Genomic DNA, 15,162 nt, shown 5'->3' on the forward strand with positions numbered 1-15,162 from the left:
GGATCCCGACGCAGTGATGAACGCCTATAAGCCGGAGCGGTATCAGATGAGGCGCGATGCAGCCAAGCCGACGACCATGAGCTGGAGCGCATGGCGCAGCGTATTCGTGCGCGGGCTATCCGCCGGGCTGGGGAATTGCTGAAACAGATTGAGCCTGCGCCCAATCAACATGTTGCTGGTATGGGCGCCCACACCAGCAGGTCAGATGCCGCCCGCGATGCTGGCATGTCCAAGCACCAGCAAGTGCAAGCAACCCGCCTTGCTAACATTCGAGAGCAAGAGTTTGAAGCGCAAGTTGATAGCCCTAAGCCGCCAACGCTTTCGCAGTTGGCCGCGCAAGGGACAAAACCGCGCGGGGCAGATGGAGCCGAAAAGCTGACGCGGCGTAATTTATCCGTTAAAATCCGTCTGTTTTACAATGGCGGGTATTGCGGCGGGTATATTTTCGATCTTCAAGAAAGTCTTTTGAAAACATACACTTAAATTAGTTAATGGCGGAGAGACAGGGATTCGAACCCTGGGTGGGCTTGCACCCACAACGGTTTTCGAGACCGCCCCGTTCGACCACTCCGGCACCTCTCCATGATCGTTGTCCGCACTAATGCGGGTGTGACGTCGGTGCAATAGGCAATTTGCTTGGATCTGGAATTACGCGTCAAAATGTCAGAACCATCGCACCTTTCTGTTCGCAACGATCAGGTTTGGACTGTATTTTTTCTTGACATCGCAGCGTATCAGCCACATAAGCCGCCATCTCGGCAAGGGTTGCCGGGTTTTTTGCGGAATATCGCCCAATGGGCGCGCAGTCCACAGGCGGCAGTTTGTCACCAACACCCGGTCAGCCGGGGGGCCTCAGAGACGCGAAAGATAAAGGATGAATAAATGTTTGCGGTTCTCAAGACCGGCGGCAAGCAGTACAAAGTCGCCTCGGGTGATGTGCTGCGCGTCGAAAAACTGGCAGCGACTGCCGGTGAAAAAGTGCAATTCAACGAAATTCTGATGGTTGGTTCCACCGTTGGTGCCCCGTTTGTTGAAGGTGCAGGCGTGCAGGCCGAAGTGATCGACCAGATCAAAGGCGAAAAGACAATCAATTTTGTCAAGCGGCGGCGTAAGCACGGCAGCCAGCGGACGAAAGGCCACCGTCAAAACCTGACACTGGTGCGGATCGGCGACATCTTGGAATCAGGCGCCGATAAATCCGGTGTGAAAGCTGCCGAAAACGGCGCAGGTTTTGAAATTGTCCGTGCCGTTGGCGCGCCAACATCAAAGAAAGCGGCCGCAGCCGCAGCACGTGCATCTGCGCCGAAATCGGCAAAGCCCGCTATTGCCACCGTCGTTGAAGGTGCTGATGATCTGAAAAAGCTGTCGGGCGTCGGCCCCGCGCTGGAAAAAAAGCTGCATGACGCAGGCGTGACCACCTTTGCCCAGATCGCAGCATGGACGGAATCTGATGTGGCTGCTATGGACGAGAAACTGTCGTTCAAGGGCCGGATCGAACGTGAAGGCTGGATCGCGCAAGCGGTCGAGCTGGCAAAAGGGTAAGGAGACAGACCAATGGCACATAAAAAAGCAGGCGGCTCATCCCGTAACGGGCGCGACTCAGCCGGTCGTCGTCTGGGTGTAAAGAAATTCGGTGGTGAAGCCGTCATTCCCGGTAACATCATCATGCGTCAGCGCGGCACCAAGATGTGGCCCGGGATGGGCGTTGGCATGGGCAAGGATCACACGATTTTTGCAACCGCCGAAGGCGCTGTAAAATTCCACAAGGGCCTGAAGGGCCGCACCTTTATTTCGGTTCTTCCCGTGGCAGAGGCCGCTGAATAAACCGTAACCTTAGGTAACGCATTTGGGGGGATCGGTGAACGCCGGTCCCCTTTTTTGTTCATAATTCTGCCACCATATCTGCGTAGTGGGGGGAAGTGGATCACGGTTCCGGAGGAGGGCACCATGCGACACGAAGATATCATCGTGCAGGACACGATCAGCGCGGAACGGGTTGTATTGCGTCCGTGCCGAAAATCTGATGCGGGGCTGATTGCCATGTATGCGTCTGATGACCGGCTGGCCCGCGGCACCCGTGCCATACCACACCCGTTGCCGCCTGGCACGGTCGAGGCCATGATCGAACGTGCTGCACGCCCCGACCGGACCGAGGATATCTGGGTCATCGACGGGTCCACCCATGGCCATGCAGAGGCCCTGGGGTTGATCACGCTCGAACGGATGGACCGCAATCAATCTGAAATTTTCTACTGGATCGCGCCGGCCTTTTGGAATTGTGGTTTTGCGTCCGAGGCGGTGCGCGCCCTGATCGCGGCCAATCCGCATCAGGCGGACCGGATTTTTGCAGAGGTGTTTCAGGATAACCCCGGATCGGCGCGTGTGCTGACCAATTGCGGGTTTGATTACCTTGGTGATGCAGAGGCGTTTTCAGTCTCGCGCAATGCAACCGTGCAGACATGGACCTATACGCTTAAGACAAAGCCATGACCTGACCTGCGCGGCATGGCTTGAGAAGCGCGTCACAATAGACTATCGCCACGGCTGAACAGCCGCAGAAAGCCTTATCCATGAAGTTCCTCGATCTAGCCAAGGTCTATATCCGGTCAGGTGCCGGCGGCGCGGGCTGTATTTCGTTCCGCCGTGAAAAGTTCATCGAATACGGCGGCCCCGATGGCGGTGACGGCGGCGATGGCGGCGATGTCATCATCGAGTCGGTTGACGGGCTGAATACGCTGATCGATTTTCGCTATCAGCAGCATTTCTTTGCGGGCAACGGCCAGCACGGCATGGGCAGCCAGCGCACCGGCAAGAATGGCGAAGACAAGATCCTGCGCGTGCCGGTCGGCACCGAAATTCTGGACGAGGATGAAGAAACCGTAATCGCCGACCTGACAGAGGTGGGCCAGCGTATTGTAATTGCCAAGGGCGGCAATGGCGGCTGGGGGAACCTGCATTTCAAATCCGCCACCAATCAGGCCCCCCGCCGCGCCAATCCGGGGCAAGAGGCGGTGGAACGCACGATCTGGCTGCGTCTGAAACTGATCGCCGATGTGGGCCTGCTGGGGATGCCCAATGCGGGCAAATCCACCTTTCTGGCGGCCACGTCGAACGCACGGCCCAAGGTGGCTGATTATCCATTCACCACGTTGGTGCCCAATCTGGGCGTTGTAGGCATTGATAACGTGGAATTCGTGGTCGCCGACATCCCCGGCCTGATCGCGGGCGCATCCGAAGGGCGGGGGTTGGGCGATACCTTTCTGGGCCACGTGGAGCGCTGTGCGGTGCTGCTGCACCTGATTGATGGCACATCGGGTGACCCGGCTGCGGATTATCAGACGATCATTGGCGAACTTGAGGCTTATGGTGGTGAACTGGCCGACAAACCCCGGATCACGGTGTTGAACAAGATCGACGCACTGGATGACGAAGAACGTGCATTTTTGCAGGGTGAAATTGCGGCGGTCTGCGATGGGCCCGTGATGCTGATGTCGGGTGTCAGCCGCGAAGGAATCCCCGAAGTGCTGCGGGCCTTGCGGGCCGAGATTGACGACAACCGCCTGCGCCACCGCAAAGCGGAGGACGCCGCCGAGGACGACGCCCCATGGCAGCCCTGAGTGACGCAAAGCGGCTGGTCGTCAAGATCGGCTCGGCCTTGTTGGTGGACCGCGAGACCGGCGCGCTGCGGTCTGACTGGCTGACATCGCTGGCCGCTGATGTGGCGCGGATCAGGGCGCGCGGGACCGATGTGATCCTTGTGTCGTCGGGTTCGATCGCGCTGGGGCGCGGGGTGTTGGGCCTACCGATGACCGCGCTGACGCTGGAACAATCACAGGCTGCCGCGGCAGTGGGCCAGATCCGCCTTGCCCGCGCCTATGAAGAGGTGCTGGCCCCGCATGGGATCATCGCGGGGCAGGTGCTGGTCACCTTGGAAGACAGTCAGGACCGCCGCCGTTACCTGAACAGCCGCGCAACGATGGAAACGCTGTTGGGCCTTGGCGTCACGCCAATTGTTAACGAAAACGATACAATCGCAACGGATGAGATCCGATATGGCGACAATGACAGGCTTGCCGCACAGGTCGCCGTGACGGTCGGTGCGGATCAGCTGATTTTGTTGTCGGATGTTGACGGGCTTTATACCGCGAACCCCTACATGCAAAATGACGCTCAACATATTGAATTAGTTGATAGAATAACGCCAGAGATCGAAGCAATGGCCGGTGACGCCGGATCGGGCCTGTCCAAGGGCGGCATGATCACGAAAATCATGGCGGCCCGTGTTGCGACCGATGCGGGGTGCGCGATGGCGATCACCTTGGGTAGCACAGAACACCCGTTAACAGCGCTGAAAAACGGCGCGCGGGCGACATGGTTCGCCGCGCAGACCGATCCGCAAGCGGCGCGCAAACGCTGGATTGCCGCGATGAAACCGCGCGGGGCTGTCATTATTGACGCCGGGGCCGGGGCCGCATTGGCGCATGGCAAAAGCCTGTTGCCTGCAGGTGTAACGGCGGTTGAAGGTCATTTCGGGCGCGGTGAACTGGTGACGATCAAGGATGCAACCGGTGCGCAGCTGGGGCAGGGACTGGTGCGCTATACCGGCGCAGAAACCCGCCAGATCATGGGCCGGCGCAGCGCTGACATTATGGCGATTCTGGGCTATGACGGGCGGGCGGCATTGATCCATCGCGATGATATGGTGCTTTAGGGGGCGGAAATGAACGACCACGACACAATCGGGCCGATGATGGTGCAAATCGGGGCCGATGCCCGCGCGGCGGCAACGCTGCTGGCAACGGCGAAAGCTTCGGCAAAGCAAATGGCGCTGCGTGTCGCCTCCGATGCCGTCTGGGACCAGCGCGCGGCGATCATTGCGGCGAACAAGCTGGATCTGGCCTTTGGCGCCGACAAGGGTCTGTCGCCCGCGATGATGGACCGGTTGATGCTGGATGAAACCCGTATTCAGGGCATGGTGGACAGCCTGCGTGCGGTTGCGGCACAGGCTGATCCGGTGGGGGCGGTGATGGATGAATGGACCCGGCCCAACGGGCTGCATATTCGGCGCGTGCGCACCCCAATTGGCGTGATCGGCGTTATCTATGAAAGCCGCCCGAACGTGACGGCGGATGCCGGTGCGCTGTGCCTGAAATCGGGCAACGCGGTGATCTTGCGCGGGGGGTCGGAAAGTTTCCATTCGTCCCACGCGATCCACGCCTGCCTTGTGGCGGGGTTGCAGGCGGCGGGGTTGCCGGACAAGGCGATTCAGCTGATCCCGACACGCGACCGGGCCGCGGTGACAGCGATGTTGCAGGCCACCGATTATATCGACGTGATCGTGCCACGCGGCGGCAAGGGCCTTGTCGGGTTGGTCCAACGCGAGGCGCGGGTGCCGGTGTTCGCGCATCTGGAAGGGGTTTGTCACGTCTATGTTGACGGTGCCGCCGATCTGGACAAGGCGCGCGCGGTGCTGCTGAACGCCAAGACCCGGCGCACGGGCATTTGCGGCGCGGCCGAGGCCGTGCTGGTTGATCGTGCCTTTCACGACAAATACGGCGATGTGCTGATCCGCGATCTGCTGGACGCCGGCGTCGAAGTGCGCGCGGATGATGTGCTGGCAATTACCGGCACGGTGGCGGCAAAGCCAGATGACTACGGGCGCGAATTTTTGGATATGATCATCGCAGCCCGTCAGGTTGACGGCATTGACGGTGCCATTGCCCATATCCGGCAATACGGATCGCACCACACCGACGCGATCATCACCGAGGATGACGCCGTGGCCGACAGGTTTTTCCGCGAACTTGATAGCGCGATCCTGATGCGCAACGCTTCGACCCAGTTCGCAGATGGCGGTGAATTCGGCATGGGCGCCGAAATTGGCATTGCCACCGGCAAACTGCACGCACGCGGCCCGGTGGGTGCCGAACAACTGACCAGTTTCAAATATCTGGTCACGGGCGATGGCACCGTGCGGGGTTAGAAACGGGCGACAACCCGGTTTTCGGCTATGCTTAGCGTCAGTTTGCGTCCGTTTTCGGCTAAAACCTCTGGCAGCAGGGCAAATTGGACCTGTGCTGGCCCATGGGTAAATGAAGATCCGGGGCGGGTCAGATTGGCCCATAACACCTCATCGATGGCAAGCCTGCGCCCTTCGCCGACCAGCGACCAGTGATCGTTGTGACAGTTGATCTGGATGGTGCCCCCCAAGGGCAGGGCGGTTTCGATGCACTGCAACAGCAAAAAGGCCATGCGCACCATCTGGCGCGGCTGATCGCCTGTCGGATGCCAGTTATATGACAAGCGCCCCCCCTTGGCCGTTGCAGCAAGGACCGAAAGGATCTCGCACTGCCCGATCATCTGATCCTTGGTGACGGCGCCATAAGCGATCCGAAAAAAGCGAATTCTGGCATTCGCATGAGCGACGCTATCACTGATCAGCGACAATTCGGCGCTGGGATCGCCACCTGCCAAGGATATCAGCTCCATACCATTGCCGATTGCACCAATAGGGCTGATAAGGTCATGGCAAATACGAGAGCCAACCAGGGCGACAAGATCAGTGCGCGTCATGCGTTCTCCGTTCAAAGGAATGTGAAATGGCAGATATCAATGCGATTCTTGAACCGGGTGTGTTGGTACGCCACCCCAACCGCCCCGATTGGGGTCTTGGACAAGTACAATCAAACATTGGCGGCAAGATAACGGTTAACTTTCGCGAAGAAGGAAAGGTGGTTATCGACGGGGCGCGGATACAGCTTGTCATTGCGTTCCCTGACTGATGTTTGTCATCTCACGGTATGCGATCCCCCCGACCTGTCAATCATGATGTTTCACCTTGTCCACGAAATGGTTGCCAAAAGGTTACCGAATTTTTAGAAAGCAGCCTCTTGCAAAGGCTGACAAAAGCATGACCCGCGATCTTCCCGCTTTTACGGTAAAACTGGCGCAGACAGATGATGATCTGCGAGCGGCGCAACGGTTGCGCTATAAAGTATTTGTGACTGAAATGGGCGGTGACGGTCCGCTGGTTGATCATGAAGTCCAGCTGGAGGTTGATACCTTCGATGCGCATGCGCATCACCTTTTGCTGTGCGACAACCGGCGGTCTGGGGATGATCAGGTCGTGGGTGTTTATCGGTTGATGACACAGGCGGCGGCGGCGGCGGTGGGGCAATTCTATTGTGAATCTGAATATGACCTGACACCTCTGTATCAGAGCGGCAAGCGATTGCTGGAATTGGGCCGGTCCTGTCTGCATCCAGATTATCGCGGTGGCATGGGATTGATGCAGATGTGGTCAGGGCTCGCAGAATTTGTCGACCGTGAAGGGATCGATCTGCTGTTTGGTGTCGCGTCATTTCCAGGAACGGATATTGCAGCCCTTGCCGGCCCGCTCAGCCTTTTGCATCAGCGGCACCTTGCGCCGCCTGAGCTGCGCGTGACGGCCCGCGGGGCAGGGGCGATCAGGATGGATCAGATCGCGCCTGCGCAGGTTGATCCGGTGGCAGCGATGCGCGCGACGCCAGCACTGATCAAGGGGTATTTGCGGCTGGGGGGCGTTGTTGGCGAAGGCGCTTTCATCGACAAGGCCTTTAACACGGTTGATGTTTGTCTGATCCTTGACACCGATGTCATCAGCGCGATGCAGCGCAATATTTATTCCCGGGGCCAAGGGCTTGGCTGATGATCGGTGGCAAGACGCGGCTTTGCCGCAGCCGCCCCTGACGCTATCGGCGCTGTGGCGTGTTATCCGCCGGGGGGTGCCGCTGGCGCTGCTTGTTTTTGGTGGCCTGTTGGTGCTGCTGATTGTGCGATTGATCGAACGGCCGCTTTATGGGCAACGTCGTCCGATCACGCCCTACATTACACAAATGGTCTGTCGCACTGCCTTTCGCGTGATGGGTATCCGCTATTCCAGCCGCGGTGTGCCGATGCAAGGGCCGGGGGCTGTCGTGGCCAATCACGCGTCCTGGCTGGATATTTTTGCACTGAACGCGCGCAAGCGGATATATTTTGTCTCGAAGGCCGAAGTGGCGGCTTGGCCCGGCATTGGCTGGCTGGCGCGCGCCACGGGGACCGTCTTTATCAAACGCGACCGCCGCGAAGCGGCCAGCCAGATCGCGGTGTTTCGTGAAAGGTTGGCAGTCGGGCATAAACTGCTTTTTTTCCCCGAGGGCACGTCAACTGACGGGCTGCGGGTGCTGCCGTTCAAACCAACGTTGTTTGCGGCGTTTTTTGATCCTGATCTGGCGCAAAGGCTTCAATTGCAGCCAGTGACGGTGCGTTATACCGCGCCAAAGGGCTTAGACCCGCGGTTTTACGGCTGGTGGGGCGATATGGATTTTGGCCCGCATCTTCTGCAAATACTGGCCCAAAAACGGCAGGGCAGCGTGACGGTGCAGTATCACCCGCCGGTGCGGCTGATGGATTTTACAGATCGCAAGGCTCTGGCCAAAACGCTGGAAGACAAGGTGCGCAGCGGGCTACCCCCCCATGAGGGCACGTAGGCCGACCAAGGTGCGCGCGGCATCATCGGTGCCCCAGATTTCCTCGCCGATGCCAAAGAAATCGGTGTGCGGGGCCAACTGGCGGATCAGGTCGGCATCCAGCGCGCCTTCGGCTACAACAGGCACTTCGATCATCATTGACCACCACGCGAATAATTCCAGTTCGGCCTGCCGCCCATCACCCAAGGGGGTTGCGCCGACCGGGCCAAAGCTGACGTAATCAGCACCCAGTTCACCGGCGGTCATCCCGTCATGGCGCGAATTGGCACAGAATGTGCCGACGATGGCATCATCGCCCAGCGCTTTGCGCGCGGTTTTCACCGACCGCGCCGCATCCAGCAGATGCACACCATCCAGGCCATGCGGTTCCACCAGCATCATGTGGCTTTCGATCACCAGCGCCACTTCGCGGGCGCCTGTCACTTCGCGCAGGGCGTCTGCGGCGCGTGCGATGCGCTGGTCGTCCCTTGTGGCAAGGGCCAGCCGCACACAGGCCACCGGGGTGCTGTCCAGACAGGCGGCCAGCTGGTCGGGGTAGGTGGACAGATCAAATGCTGTCGGCGTGATCAGATATATCTGCGGCAGGTCTTGTGCATGTGACATGGGGGTGTCCCTTATCGATGTTTGTCATGCGTTCTAACGGGCTTTGGCGGGCTTGACCATGGCTTGCCTTGCCGCAAGGGGCGGCGTATCAGGCAGGCCGTTATCAAAGGAACATGCATGCCCAGCGCCACACCACAACCCGCCTTTGTCCTGATCCGGCCGCAGATGGGTGAAAACATCGGGGCGGCGGCACGGGCGATGTGGAATTTCGGGCTGGACCGGATGCGCATCGTCGCCCCGCGCGATGGCTGGCCCAACCAAAAGGCCGTGGCGATGGCCAGCGGCGCAGGCCGTTTGCTGGACGAAGCACAGTTATTTACCGATACAGCTGCTGCGATTGCCGATTGCGATTTCGTCTATGCGACAACCGCGCGCCCCCGCGACCTGACCAAACCCGTGTTCACGCCCGAGGCCGCAATGGCCGACGCCCGTGACCGCATCGCCGCGGGTGGCAAGGTGGCGGTGCTGTTCGGGCCTGAACGCGCGGGCATGGAAAACGACGATATCGCGCGCGCGAACGCGATTATTTCCGTGCCGGTGAACCCGGACTTTGCGTCGCTGAACCTTGCGCAATGCGTCTTGCTGACGGGGTACGAATGGCGCCGCGCCGATGTGCCTGCGGTGCCGCTGCGGGGTGATGCGGTGGCCGACCGGGCGCAGCAGATCGAGATTGAAAAGCTAAGCCAGCATTATGAAGAGCGGCTGGAAGATGCCGGGTTTTTCTTTCCTGACCACAAGGCCGCCAACATGAAAACCAACCTGCGCAACCTGTGGTCGCGGATGCCGCTGACGCGGGCGGATGTGCAGATGCTGCACGGAATCATGCGCCAGATGGTGCGCTGGAAAGATCGCGGTTAGGGTCGCGCCGCGTCACCCTGACGCTTGCAGCCGCCGCGCCCGCGCCCTAGTTTCCGGCAAGACAAAGACGGAGCCAACAATGCCCAAAAAACGCAGTATTTTCGAAGAGGTCGGCGCAGCCCCCAAACAGACCGCCGCCCCTGGCGGGATCGACCGTGTGGGTCAAGGCGCGCGCGGTGCGATCCGGGCCTGGCTGATGGTGCTGTTTGCGCTGGTGGTCGTCATGATTGCAGTGGGTGGATTGACCCGCCTGACAGACAGCGGCCTGTCGATCACCGAATGGCGCCCCGTCACCGGCGCCTTGCCGCCGATGTCAGAGGCCGCATGGGCCGCAGAATTCGACAAATACCGCGAAATTCCGCAATACCAGCTGATGAACAAAGGCATGAGCCTGTCAGAGTTCAAGTTCATCTATTACTGGGAATGGGGCCACCGGCAATTGGGCCGCGTGATCGGGCTGGTCTGGGCTGTGGGATTCGTTGGTTTCCTTGCCACACGCAAGATCCCTACAGGCTGGACCGGGAGGCTGGTGTTCATTGGCGCGCTTGGCGGGTTGCAGGGGGCGATCGGCTGGTGGATGGTGGCCAGCGGGCTGGAGGAAGGGATGCTGAGCGTTGCATCCTACCGCCTTGCCACGCATCTGGGGCTGGCCTTTGTCATCTTTGGGTTCATCGCTTGGTATGTCTACACGCTGGGGCGCAAGCAGGCGGATCTTTTGCTGGCACGGCGCAGCGGTGATGCGGGGTTGATCCGTTTCGGCACCGTTCTGGTCGCTGCCGCCTTTGTGCAAATCATTTTGGGCGCGCTGGTCGCGGGTATTGACGCGGGCCGGGCCTATCCTGACTGGCCGTTGATGGCGGGGGGATTTTTGCCGCCCGATCCCTTTGCGCTGACACCGCTTTGGCGCAACTTTTTCGAAGATGACGGTCTGGTGCAATTCATGCACCGGATGGCGGGATATGGGCTGTTTTTGCTGGGCATCATTGTCTGGCTGCGGGCGCGTAAATCGGCCAACCGGCACACGCGGCTGGCGTTTCATGTGGTCATGGCGATGATGCTGGTGCAGATGCTGCTGGGCATCGTGACCGTCATGTATTCCGCCCCTTGGGAAATCGCCATTCTGCACCAGTTTGGCGCGGTTATCCTGTGGGCGCTGATCCTGCGGGGCCGGTTCCTGGCCCGCTATCCCATGCCCCAATCTGTCCGAGGCTGACACAATGACCGCATATGATGATCTGATGGCGTTCCAGCGCGAAACCGAGGCGCTGGCACAAGTGGCAGGCCGGCTGGGCTGGGATCAGGAAACCATGATGCCGGGTGGCGCCAGCGCCCAGCGCGCCGAGGAACATGGCGCGATGGCCAATGTGCTGCACGCCCGCCGGACCGATCCGCGCATTGCCGATTGGCTGGCACAGGCGGTGCCGACAGATGCGGTGGCCGCCGCCAACCTGCGCCAGATCAGCCGCAGCTATGACCGCACGGTCAAGGTGCCAGCGCGTTTGGCTGCGGAACTGGCGCGCACCACATCGCTGGCGCATCGCACGTGGGCGCAGGCGCGCACCGATGAAGACGTGCCAGCGTTTTTACCGATGCTGCAAAAGGTCATCACCCTGCGTCAGGAAGAGGCCGCCGCCGTGGCTGGCGACACCGCCCCCTATGATGCGCTGCTGGACGATTACGAACCGGGCGCGACCGCCGCCAGTCTGGCGGCAATGTTCGACGCGCTGCGCCCGCGTCTGGTGGGTCTGCGCGCCGCCATCCTTGACCGTCCGGCACCCGCCCGCCTGCAAGGCACGTTCGACGAAGCAGGACAACTGGAAATTTCGCGCAAACTGGCGCTGGCCTTCGGCTATGATCTGGGCAAGGGGCGCATCGACAAGGCGGTGCATCCGTTCTCAAGCGGTTCCGGCCATGATGTGCGGATCACGACGCGCACCAACCCGACGGACCCGTTCAACTGTTTCTATTCCACGGTGCACGAGGTGGGCCATGCCGCCTATGAACAGGGGATAGATGCCGCCCATTTGCTGACGCCGCTGGGGGCAGGCGTGTCGATGGGCGTGCACGAAAGCCAAAGCCGGATTTACGAAAACCAGCTTGGCCGCAGCCGCGCGTTTACCGGCTGGCTTTACGGGCAGATGCGCGACACCTTTGGCGATTTCGGCATCCCGGATGCGGATGCGTTCTATGCCACCGTCAACCGCGTCAGCGACGGGTTCATCCGCACCGAAGCGGACGAGGTGCAATATAACCTGCATGTGCTGCTGCGGTTCGATCTGGAACGCGCGCTGATCGCGGGTGATCTGGTTGTCGCTGATCTGGAGGCCGCGTGGAACGATCGTTTCATGGCCGATTTCGGCTATCCGGTGGACAAGCCGTCCAACGGTGTCTTGCAGGATGTGCATTGGTCCGAAGGGCTGTTCGGCTATTTCCCGACCTATACGCTGGGCAATGTCTATGCGGGCTGTCTGCATGATGCGCTGCGTGCTGCGGTGCCGGGGCTGGATGACGATCTGGCGCGGGGCGATACGACGCGTGCGACAGGCTGGTTGCGGGACAACCTGCAACAGCATGGCGCTTTGCGCACGCCTGTTGAAACGATCGCCCATGCCACGGGGGCCGCCCCTGGAGAAGCACCGCTGCTGGACTATCTTGAGGATAAATTCAGCGCGATCTATGCGCTGTGACCGCTACGCCTTGCTCCAATCCGGCTTGCGTTTTTCCAGAAATGCGGTGATCCCTTCGTCGGTGTCGCGGTCCAGCATGTTGTAGGTCATGACGCCGCCGGCATAGCGATAGGCCTCTTGTGTGGTCATCTGGATTTGCTGATAGAACGCCTCTTTCCCGATCTTGACGGCCTTGGGCAGTTTGGCGGCGATGGTGGCGGCAAGCGTGCCGGTTTCTTCGGCCAGTTTGTCAGCGGGCACGGCGCGGTTGATCAGGCCCAGCGTCTGTGCCTCGCGCGTGTCGATGAACCGGCCTGTTGTCAGCATCTCGAACGCGGCCTTGCGGGGGATGTTGCGGGTCAGCGCGACCATCGGCGTGGAACAGAACAGCCCGATATTTACCCCGTTGACGCCAAAGCGCGTGTCATCCGCCGCCACCGCCAGATCGCAGGTCGCGACCAACTGGCAGCCTGCGGCGGTGGCGATGCCATGCACCTGTGCAATAACCGGCTGGGGCAGGGACTGAATACGTTCCATCACCGCTGAACAGCGCGTGAACAGGTCATCAAAATAGCCTGCACCCGCATCCTCGGCCCGTCGGCCCGCCTGCATTTCCTTCAGATCATGACCAGCGCAAAACGCCTTGCCCTTGCCCGCCAGCACAACAACGCGAATATCAGGGTGATTGGATATGATGTCGAACTGGTGCAGCAACGCGGCCAGCATCGCGTCTGACAGCGCATTCAGCCGGTCCGGCGCGTTCATCGTCAGATGCGCGACAGCGCCCCGGTCTTCACGGTGCAGGATATCCATGGCTTGCTCTCCCTGATCATTTGGGGTCAGGTTAGGCCAGCATCAGGGGCGAGGGAAGAGATGACATTGAAAATGGATGTGGCCGCGCTGCAAGAATTCCTGCGCGAGGTGTTTCCACAGGTTTCCGATGATTTTCAGATCGATGCGGTGGGCGAAAATAGCATCACCATGCGGTTGCACGTCGATCACCGGCATTTGCGCCCCGGTGGCACGGTGTCGGGGCCGTCGATGTTTGCGCTGGCTGATGTGGCGGCCTATTTGGTGATTCTGGCGCATATCGGGCCAAAGGCGCTGGCGGTCACAACCAATTGCAGCATTGATTTCATGCGCAAACCCGCCGCCGGGGTTGATATGATCTGCGAGGGACGGCTGCTGAAACTGGGCCGCGCATTGGCGGTGACGGATGTTTTGATCTATTCGCAAGGGCAGGCGGAACCGGTGGCGCGGGCCAATCTGACCTATGCGATCCCGCCAGAGACCATAAACGTGGGGTAATATAATACCTATTTTTTAACTTATTGTTATTGCTTATATAATTCGGACAAGCGCCGCTTGACTGCGGTTACGCTCGCGATATAACCGCCCAATCCGAATGACCTGTGGCACCTGCCACCCCAACGATATTGGTGAGATATGAAAACCTTTACCGCGACCCCGGCGGATATCGACAAGAAATGGATCCTGATTGACGCTGAAGGCGTTGTTCTGGGCCGTCTTGCGTCGATCATCGCCATGCGCTTGCGCGGCAAGCACAAGCCATCCTTCACGCCGCACATGGATATGGGCGACAATGTGATCGTGATCAACGCCGAGAAAATCCAGATGACCGGTAACAAGCGTGACGAACGCTATTACTGGCACACAGGCCACCCCGGCGGGATCAAATCCAAGACCAAGGCAGAAATCCTTGAAGGCGCGCACCCCGAACGCGTCGTCATCAAAGCCGTCCAGCGGATGTTGCCCGGCGGCAAGCTGTCGCGCCAGCAGATGACACACCTGCGCGTTTTCGCAGGTGCCGAACACGGCATGGAAGCGCAAAAGCCCGAAGTTCTGGATGTCAAATCCATGAACCCCAAGAACACGAGGACTGCCGTATGACCGATCAAGTCAATTCTCTCGAAGAGCTGGGTCAAGTCGCTGAAGGCGTTGCCGAAGCTGTCGTCGCAGTCGCCGCACCCCGCGAACCCGTCCGTGACGAACTGGGCCGGTCCTATGCCACCGGCAAGCGTAAAGATGCGGTCGCCCGCGTCTGGATCCGTCCCGGTTCCGGCAAGGTCACTGTCAACGGCAAGGAAATGAAAACCTATTTCGCCCGTCCGGTGCTGCAAATGATCCTGGCACAGCCGTTTTCGGTTGCCGGCGTCACAGGCCAGTTCGACGTGGTTGCCACCGTCAAGGGCGGCGGCCTGTCCGGTCAGGCCGGTGCGGTCAAGCACGGCGTGTCCAAGGCGTTGCAACTTTACGACCCCAGCCTGCGCCCCGCGCTGAAAGCCGCCGGTTTCCTGACCCGCGACAGCCGCGTGGTGGAACGCAAGAAATACGGCAAGGCCAAAGCCCGCAAGAGCTTCCAGTTCTCCAAGCGCTAAGCTTTCTGTCGATCCATTTGAAAAGGGCGGCTTTAGGGTCGCCCTTTTTGCATTGAAACTGTGCTGGGTTGTCTCTGCCTTGATCAAATCAGGGGCCTGTTGCGGGCAAGGGCAACTTTCGGATTG

General features: G+C 60.0%; 19 protein-coding genes and 1 tRNA gene. 16 read left to right on the forward strand and 4 right to left on the reverse strand.

Going from position 1 to position 15,162, the window contains the following annotated elements:
- The first annotated feature begins 90 nt into the window (after positions 1-90).
- Positions 91-483: a hypothetical protein gene (locus tag IBX59_RS09330; RefSeq protein ID WP_296374790.1), complete on the forward strand. Its 393-nt coding sequence runs from the start codon at positions 91-93 to the stop codon at positions 481-483.
- Positions 484-492: 9 nt separating this feature from the next.
- Here the strand turns inward: IBX59_RS09330 and IBX59_RS09335 are convergent.
- Positions 493-582, reverse strand: a tRNA-Ser gene (locus IBX59_RS09335).
- 300 nt (positions 583-882) lie between these two features.
- Here IBX59_RS09335 and IBX59_RS09340 point away from each other — a divergent pair.
- The 6 genes from IBX59_RS09340 (at position 883) to IBX59_RS09365 (ending at position 5,983) form a co-directional block, all read left to right on the forward strand.
- Positions 883-1,542, forward strand: a complete 660-nt coding sequence (locus tag IBX59_RS09340; RefSeq protein ID WP_296374792.1) for a 50S ribosomal protein L21 — start codon at positions 883-885, stop codon at positions 1,540-1,542.
- Between the two features lie 12 nt (positions 1,543-1,554).
- On the forward strand, positions 1,555-1,824 hold the full coding sequence (gene rpmA, locus IBX59_RS09345) for a 50S ribosomal protein L27 (RefSeq protein WP_026352164.1): 270 nt from the start codon (positions 1,555-1,557) through the stop codon (positions 1,822-1,824).
- Between the two features lie 123 nt (positions 1,825-1,947).
- Positions 1,948-2,490, forward strand: coding sequence for a GNAT family N-acetyltransferase (locus IBX59_RS09350; RefSeq protein ID WP_296374795.1), 543 nt, complete (start codon positions 1,948-1,950; stop codon positions 2,488-2,490).
- 80 nt (positions 2,491-2,570) lie between these two features.
- Entirely contained in the window at positions 2,571-3,617 is a 1,047-nt protein-coding gene (gene obgE, locus IBX59_RS09355; RefSeq protein ID WP_296374798.1) for a GTPase ObgE, read from the forward strand.
- The gene (proB, locus tag IBX59_RS09360; RefSeq protein WP_296374800.1) at positions 3,605-4,711 is read left to right on the forward strand and encodes a glutamate 5-kinase; all 1,107 of its coding nucleotides are present in this window, start codon (positions 3,605-3,607) and stop codon (positions 4,709-4,711) included. Before obgE ends, proB begins: the two co-directional genes overlap by 13 nt.
- A gap of 9 nt (positions 4,712-4,720) precedes the next feature.
- Positions 4,721-5,983, forward strand: coding sequence for a glutamate-5-semialdehyde dehydrogenase (locus IBX59_RS09365; protein WP_296374802.1), 1,263 nt, complete (start codon positions 4,721-4,723; stop codon positions 5,981-5,983).
- Here IBX59_RS09365 and IBX59_RS09370 read toward each other — a convergent pair.
- A complete protein-coding gene (locus IBX59_RS09370) occupies positions 5,980-6,573 on the reverse strand; it encodes a histidine phosphotransferase family protein (protein ID WP_296374804.1) in 594 nt (197 codons plus the stop codon). The genes IBX59_RS09365 and IBX59_RS09370 overlap by 4 nt on opposite strands.
- 26 nt (positions 6,574-6,599) lie before the next feature.
- Between IBX59_RS09370 and IBX59_RS09375 the strand changes: the two genes are divergently transcribed.
- From IBX59_RS09375 to IBX59_RS09385, 3 genes are all read left to right on the forward strand, one after another.
- Positions 6,600-6,782, forward strand: coding sequence for a DUF3553 domain-containing protein (locus IBX59_RS09375; protein ID WP_296374806.1), 183 nt, complete (start codon positions 6,600-6,602; stop codon positions 6,780-6,782).
- Positions 6,783-6,910: 128 nt separating this feature from the next.
- Entirely contained in the window at positions 6,911-7,687 is a 777-nt protein-coding gene (locus IBX59_RS09380; protein ID WP_296374808.1) for a GNAT family N-acyltransferase, read from the forward strand.
- A gap of 22 nt (positions 7,688-7,709) precedes the next feature.
- On the forward strand, positions 7,710-8,510 hold the full coding sequence (locus IBX59_RS09385) for a 1-acyl-sn-glycerol-3-phosphate acyltransferase (protein WP_296374893.1): 801 nt from the start codon (positions 7,710-7,712) through the stop codon (positions 8,508-8,510).
- Here the strand turns inward: IBX59_RS09385 and IBX59_RS09390 are convergent.
- Complete coding sequence (locus tag IBX59_RS09390) at positions 8,487-9,113, reverse strand: thiamine phosphate synthase (RefSeq protein ID WP_296374810.1); 627 nt, start codon at positions 9,111-9,113, stop codon at positions 8,487-8,489. The genes IBX59_RS09385 and IBX59_RS09390 overlap by 24 nt on opposite strands.
- Before the next feature lie 117 nt (positions 9,114-9,230).
- Between IBX59_RS09390 and IBX59_RS09395 the strand changes: the two genes are divergently transcribed.
- From IBX59_RS09395 to IBX59_RS09405, 3 genes are all read left to right on the forward strand, one after another.
- A complete protein-coding gene (locus tag IBX59_RS09395) occupies positions 9,231-9,971 on the forward strand; it encodes an RNA methyltransferase (protein WP_296374812.1) in 741 nt (246 codons plus the stop codon).
- 79 nt (positions 9,972-10,050) lie between these two features.
- Complete coding sequence (ctaA, locus tag IBX59_RS09400; RefSeq protein WP_296374814.1) at positions 10,051-11,184, forward strand: heme A synthase; 1,134 nt, start codon at positions 10,051-10,053, stop codon at positions 11,182-11,184.
- Between the two features lie 4 nt (positions 11,185-11,188).
- Positions 11,189-12,658: a carboxypeptidase M32 gene (locus IBX59_RS09405; protein ID WP_296374816.1), complete on the forward strand. Its 1,470-nt coding sequence runs from the start codon at positions 11,189-11,191 to the stop codon at positions 12,656-12,658.
- 3 nt (positions 12,659-12,661) lie between these two features.
- Here IBX59_RS09405 and IBX59_RS09410 read toward each other — a convergent pair whose 3' ends face one another.
- Entirely contained in the window at positions 12,662-13,450 is a 789-nt protein-coding gene (locus IBX59_RS09410; RefSeq protein ID WP_296374818.1) for an enoyl-CoA hydratase, read from the reverse strand.
- A gap of 60 nt (positions 13,451-13,510) precedes the next feature.
- Here IBX59_RS09410 and IBX59_RS09415 point away from each other — a divergent pair, with 60 nt between their 5' ends.
- From IBX59_RS09415 to rpsI, 3 genes are all read left to right on the forward strand, one after another.
- Positions 13,511-13,945 carry a PaaI family thioesterase gene (locus IBX59_RS09415; protein WP_296374820.1) on the forward strand — a complete coding sequence of 145 codons (435 nt, stop codon included), beginning with the start codon at positions 13,511-13,513 and terminating at the stop codon, positions 13,943-13,945.
- A gap of 138 nt (positions 13,946-14,083) precedes the next feature.
- On the forward strand, positions 14,084-14,548 hold the full coding sequence (gene rplM / locus IBX59_RS09420) for a 50S ribosomal protein L13 (RefSeq protein WP_296374822.1): 465 nt from the start codon (positions 14,084-14,086) through the stop codon (positions 14,546-14,548).
- Positions 14,545-15,036 carry a 30S ribosomal protein S9 gene (gene rpsI / locus IBX59_RS09425; protein ID WP_296374824.1) on the forward strand — a complete coding sequence of 164 codons (492 nt, stop codon included), beginning with the start codon at positions 14,545-14,547 and terminating at the stop codon, positions 15,034-15,036. The genes rplM and rpsI overlap by 4 nt, the downstream gene beginning before the upstream one ends.
- Positions 15,037-15,162 lie beyond the last annotated feature (126 nt).

The sequence above is a fragment of the Yoonia sp. genome (genome assembly GCF_014859355.1).
Taxonomy (GTDB): Bacteria; Pseudomonadota; Alphaproteobacteria; order Rhodobacterales; family Rhodobacteraceae; genus Yoonia.

Coding starts and splice junctions, on each gene's coding strand:
- IBX59_RS09330 (WP_296374790.1), top strand. CDS start 91: ATGGCGCAGCGTATTCGTGCGCGGGCTATCCGCCGGGCTGGGGAATTG.
- IBX59_RS09340 (WP_296374792.1), top strand. CDS start 883: ATGTTTGCGGTTCTCAAGACCGGCGGCAAGCAGTACAAAGTCGCCTCG.
- rpmA (WP_026352164.1), top strand. CDS start 1,555: ATGGCACATAAAAAAGCAGGCGGCTCATCCCGTAACGGGCGCGACTCA.
- IBX59_RS09350 (WP_296374795.1), top strand. CDS start 1,948: ATGCGACACGAAGATATCATCGTGCAGGACACGATCAGCGCGGAACGG.
- obgE (WP_296374798.1), top strand. CDS start 2,571: ATGAAGTTCCTCGATCTAGCCAAGGTCTATATCCGGTCAGGTGCCGGC.
- proB (WP_296374800.1), top strand. CDS start 3,605: ATGGCAGCCCTGAGTGACGCAAAGCGGCTGGTCGTCAAGATCGGCTCG.
- IBX59_RS09365 (WP_296374802.1), top strand. CDS start 4,721: ATGAACGACCACGACACAATCGGGCCGATGATGGTGCAAATCGGGGCC.
- IBX59_RS09370 (WP_296374804.1), bottom strand. CDS start 6,573: ATGACGCGCACTGATCTTGTCGCCCTGGTTGGCTCTCGTATTTGCCAT.
- IBX59_RS09375 (WP_296374806.1), top strand. CDS start 6,600: ATGGCAGATATCAATGCGATTCTTGAACCGGGTGTGTTGGTACGCCAC.
- IBX59_RS09380 (WP_296374808.1), top strand. CDS start 6,911: ATGACCCGCGATCTTCCCGCTTTTACGGTAAAACTGGCGCAGACAGAT.
- IBX59_RS09390 (WP_296374810.1), bottom strand. CDS start 9,113: ATGTCACATGCACAAGACCTGCCGCAGATATATCTGATCACGCCGACA.
- IBX59_RS09395 (WP_296374812.1), top strand. CDS start 9,231: ATGCCCAGCGCCACACCACAACCCGCCTTTGTCCTGATCCGGCCGCAG.
- ctaA (WP_296374814.1), top strand. CDS start 10,051: ATGCCCAAAAAACGCAGTATTTTCGAAGAGGTCGGCGCAGCCCCCAAA.
- IBX59_RS09405 (WP_296374816.1), top strand. CDS start 11,189: ATGACCGCATATGATGATCTGATGGCGTTCCAGCGCGAAACCGAGGCG.
- IBX59_RS09410 (WP_296374818.1), bottom strand. CDS start 13,450: ATGGATATCCTGCACCGTGAAGACCGGGGCGCTGTCGCGCATCTGACG.
- IBX59_RS09415 (WP_296374820.1), top strand. CDS start 13,511: ATGACATTGAAAATGGATGTGGCCGCGCTGCAAGAATTCCTGCGCGAG.
- rplM (WP_296374822.1), top strand. CDS start 14,084: ATGAAAACCTTTACCGCGACCCCGGCGGATATCGACAAGAAATGGATC.
- rpsI (WP_296374824.1), top strand. CDS start 14,545: ATGACCGATCAAGTCAATTCTCTCGAAGAGCTGGGTCAAGTCGCTGAA.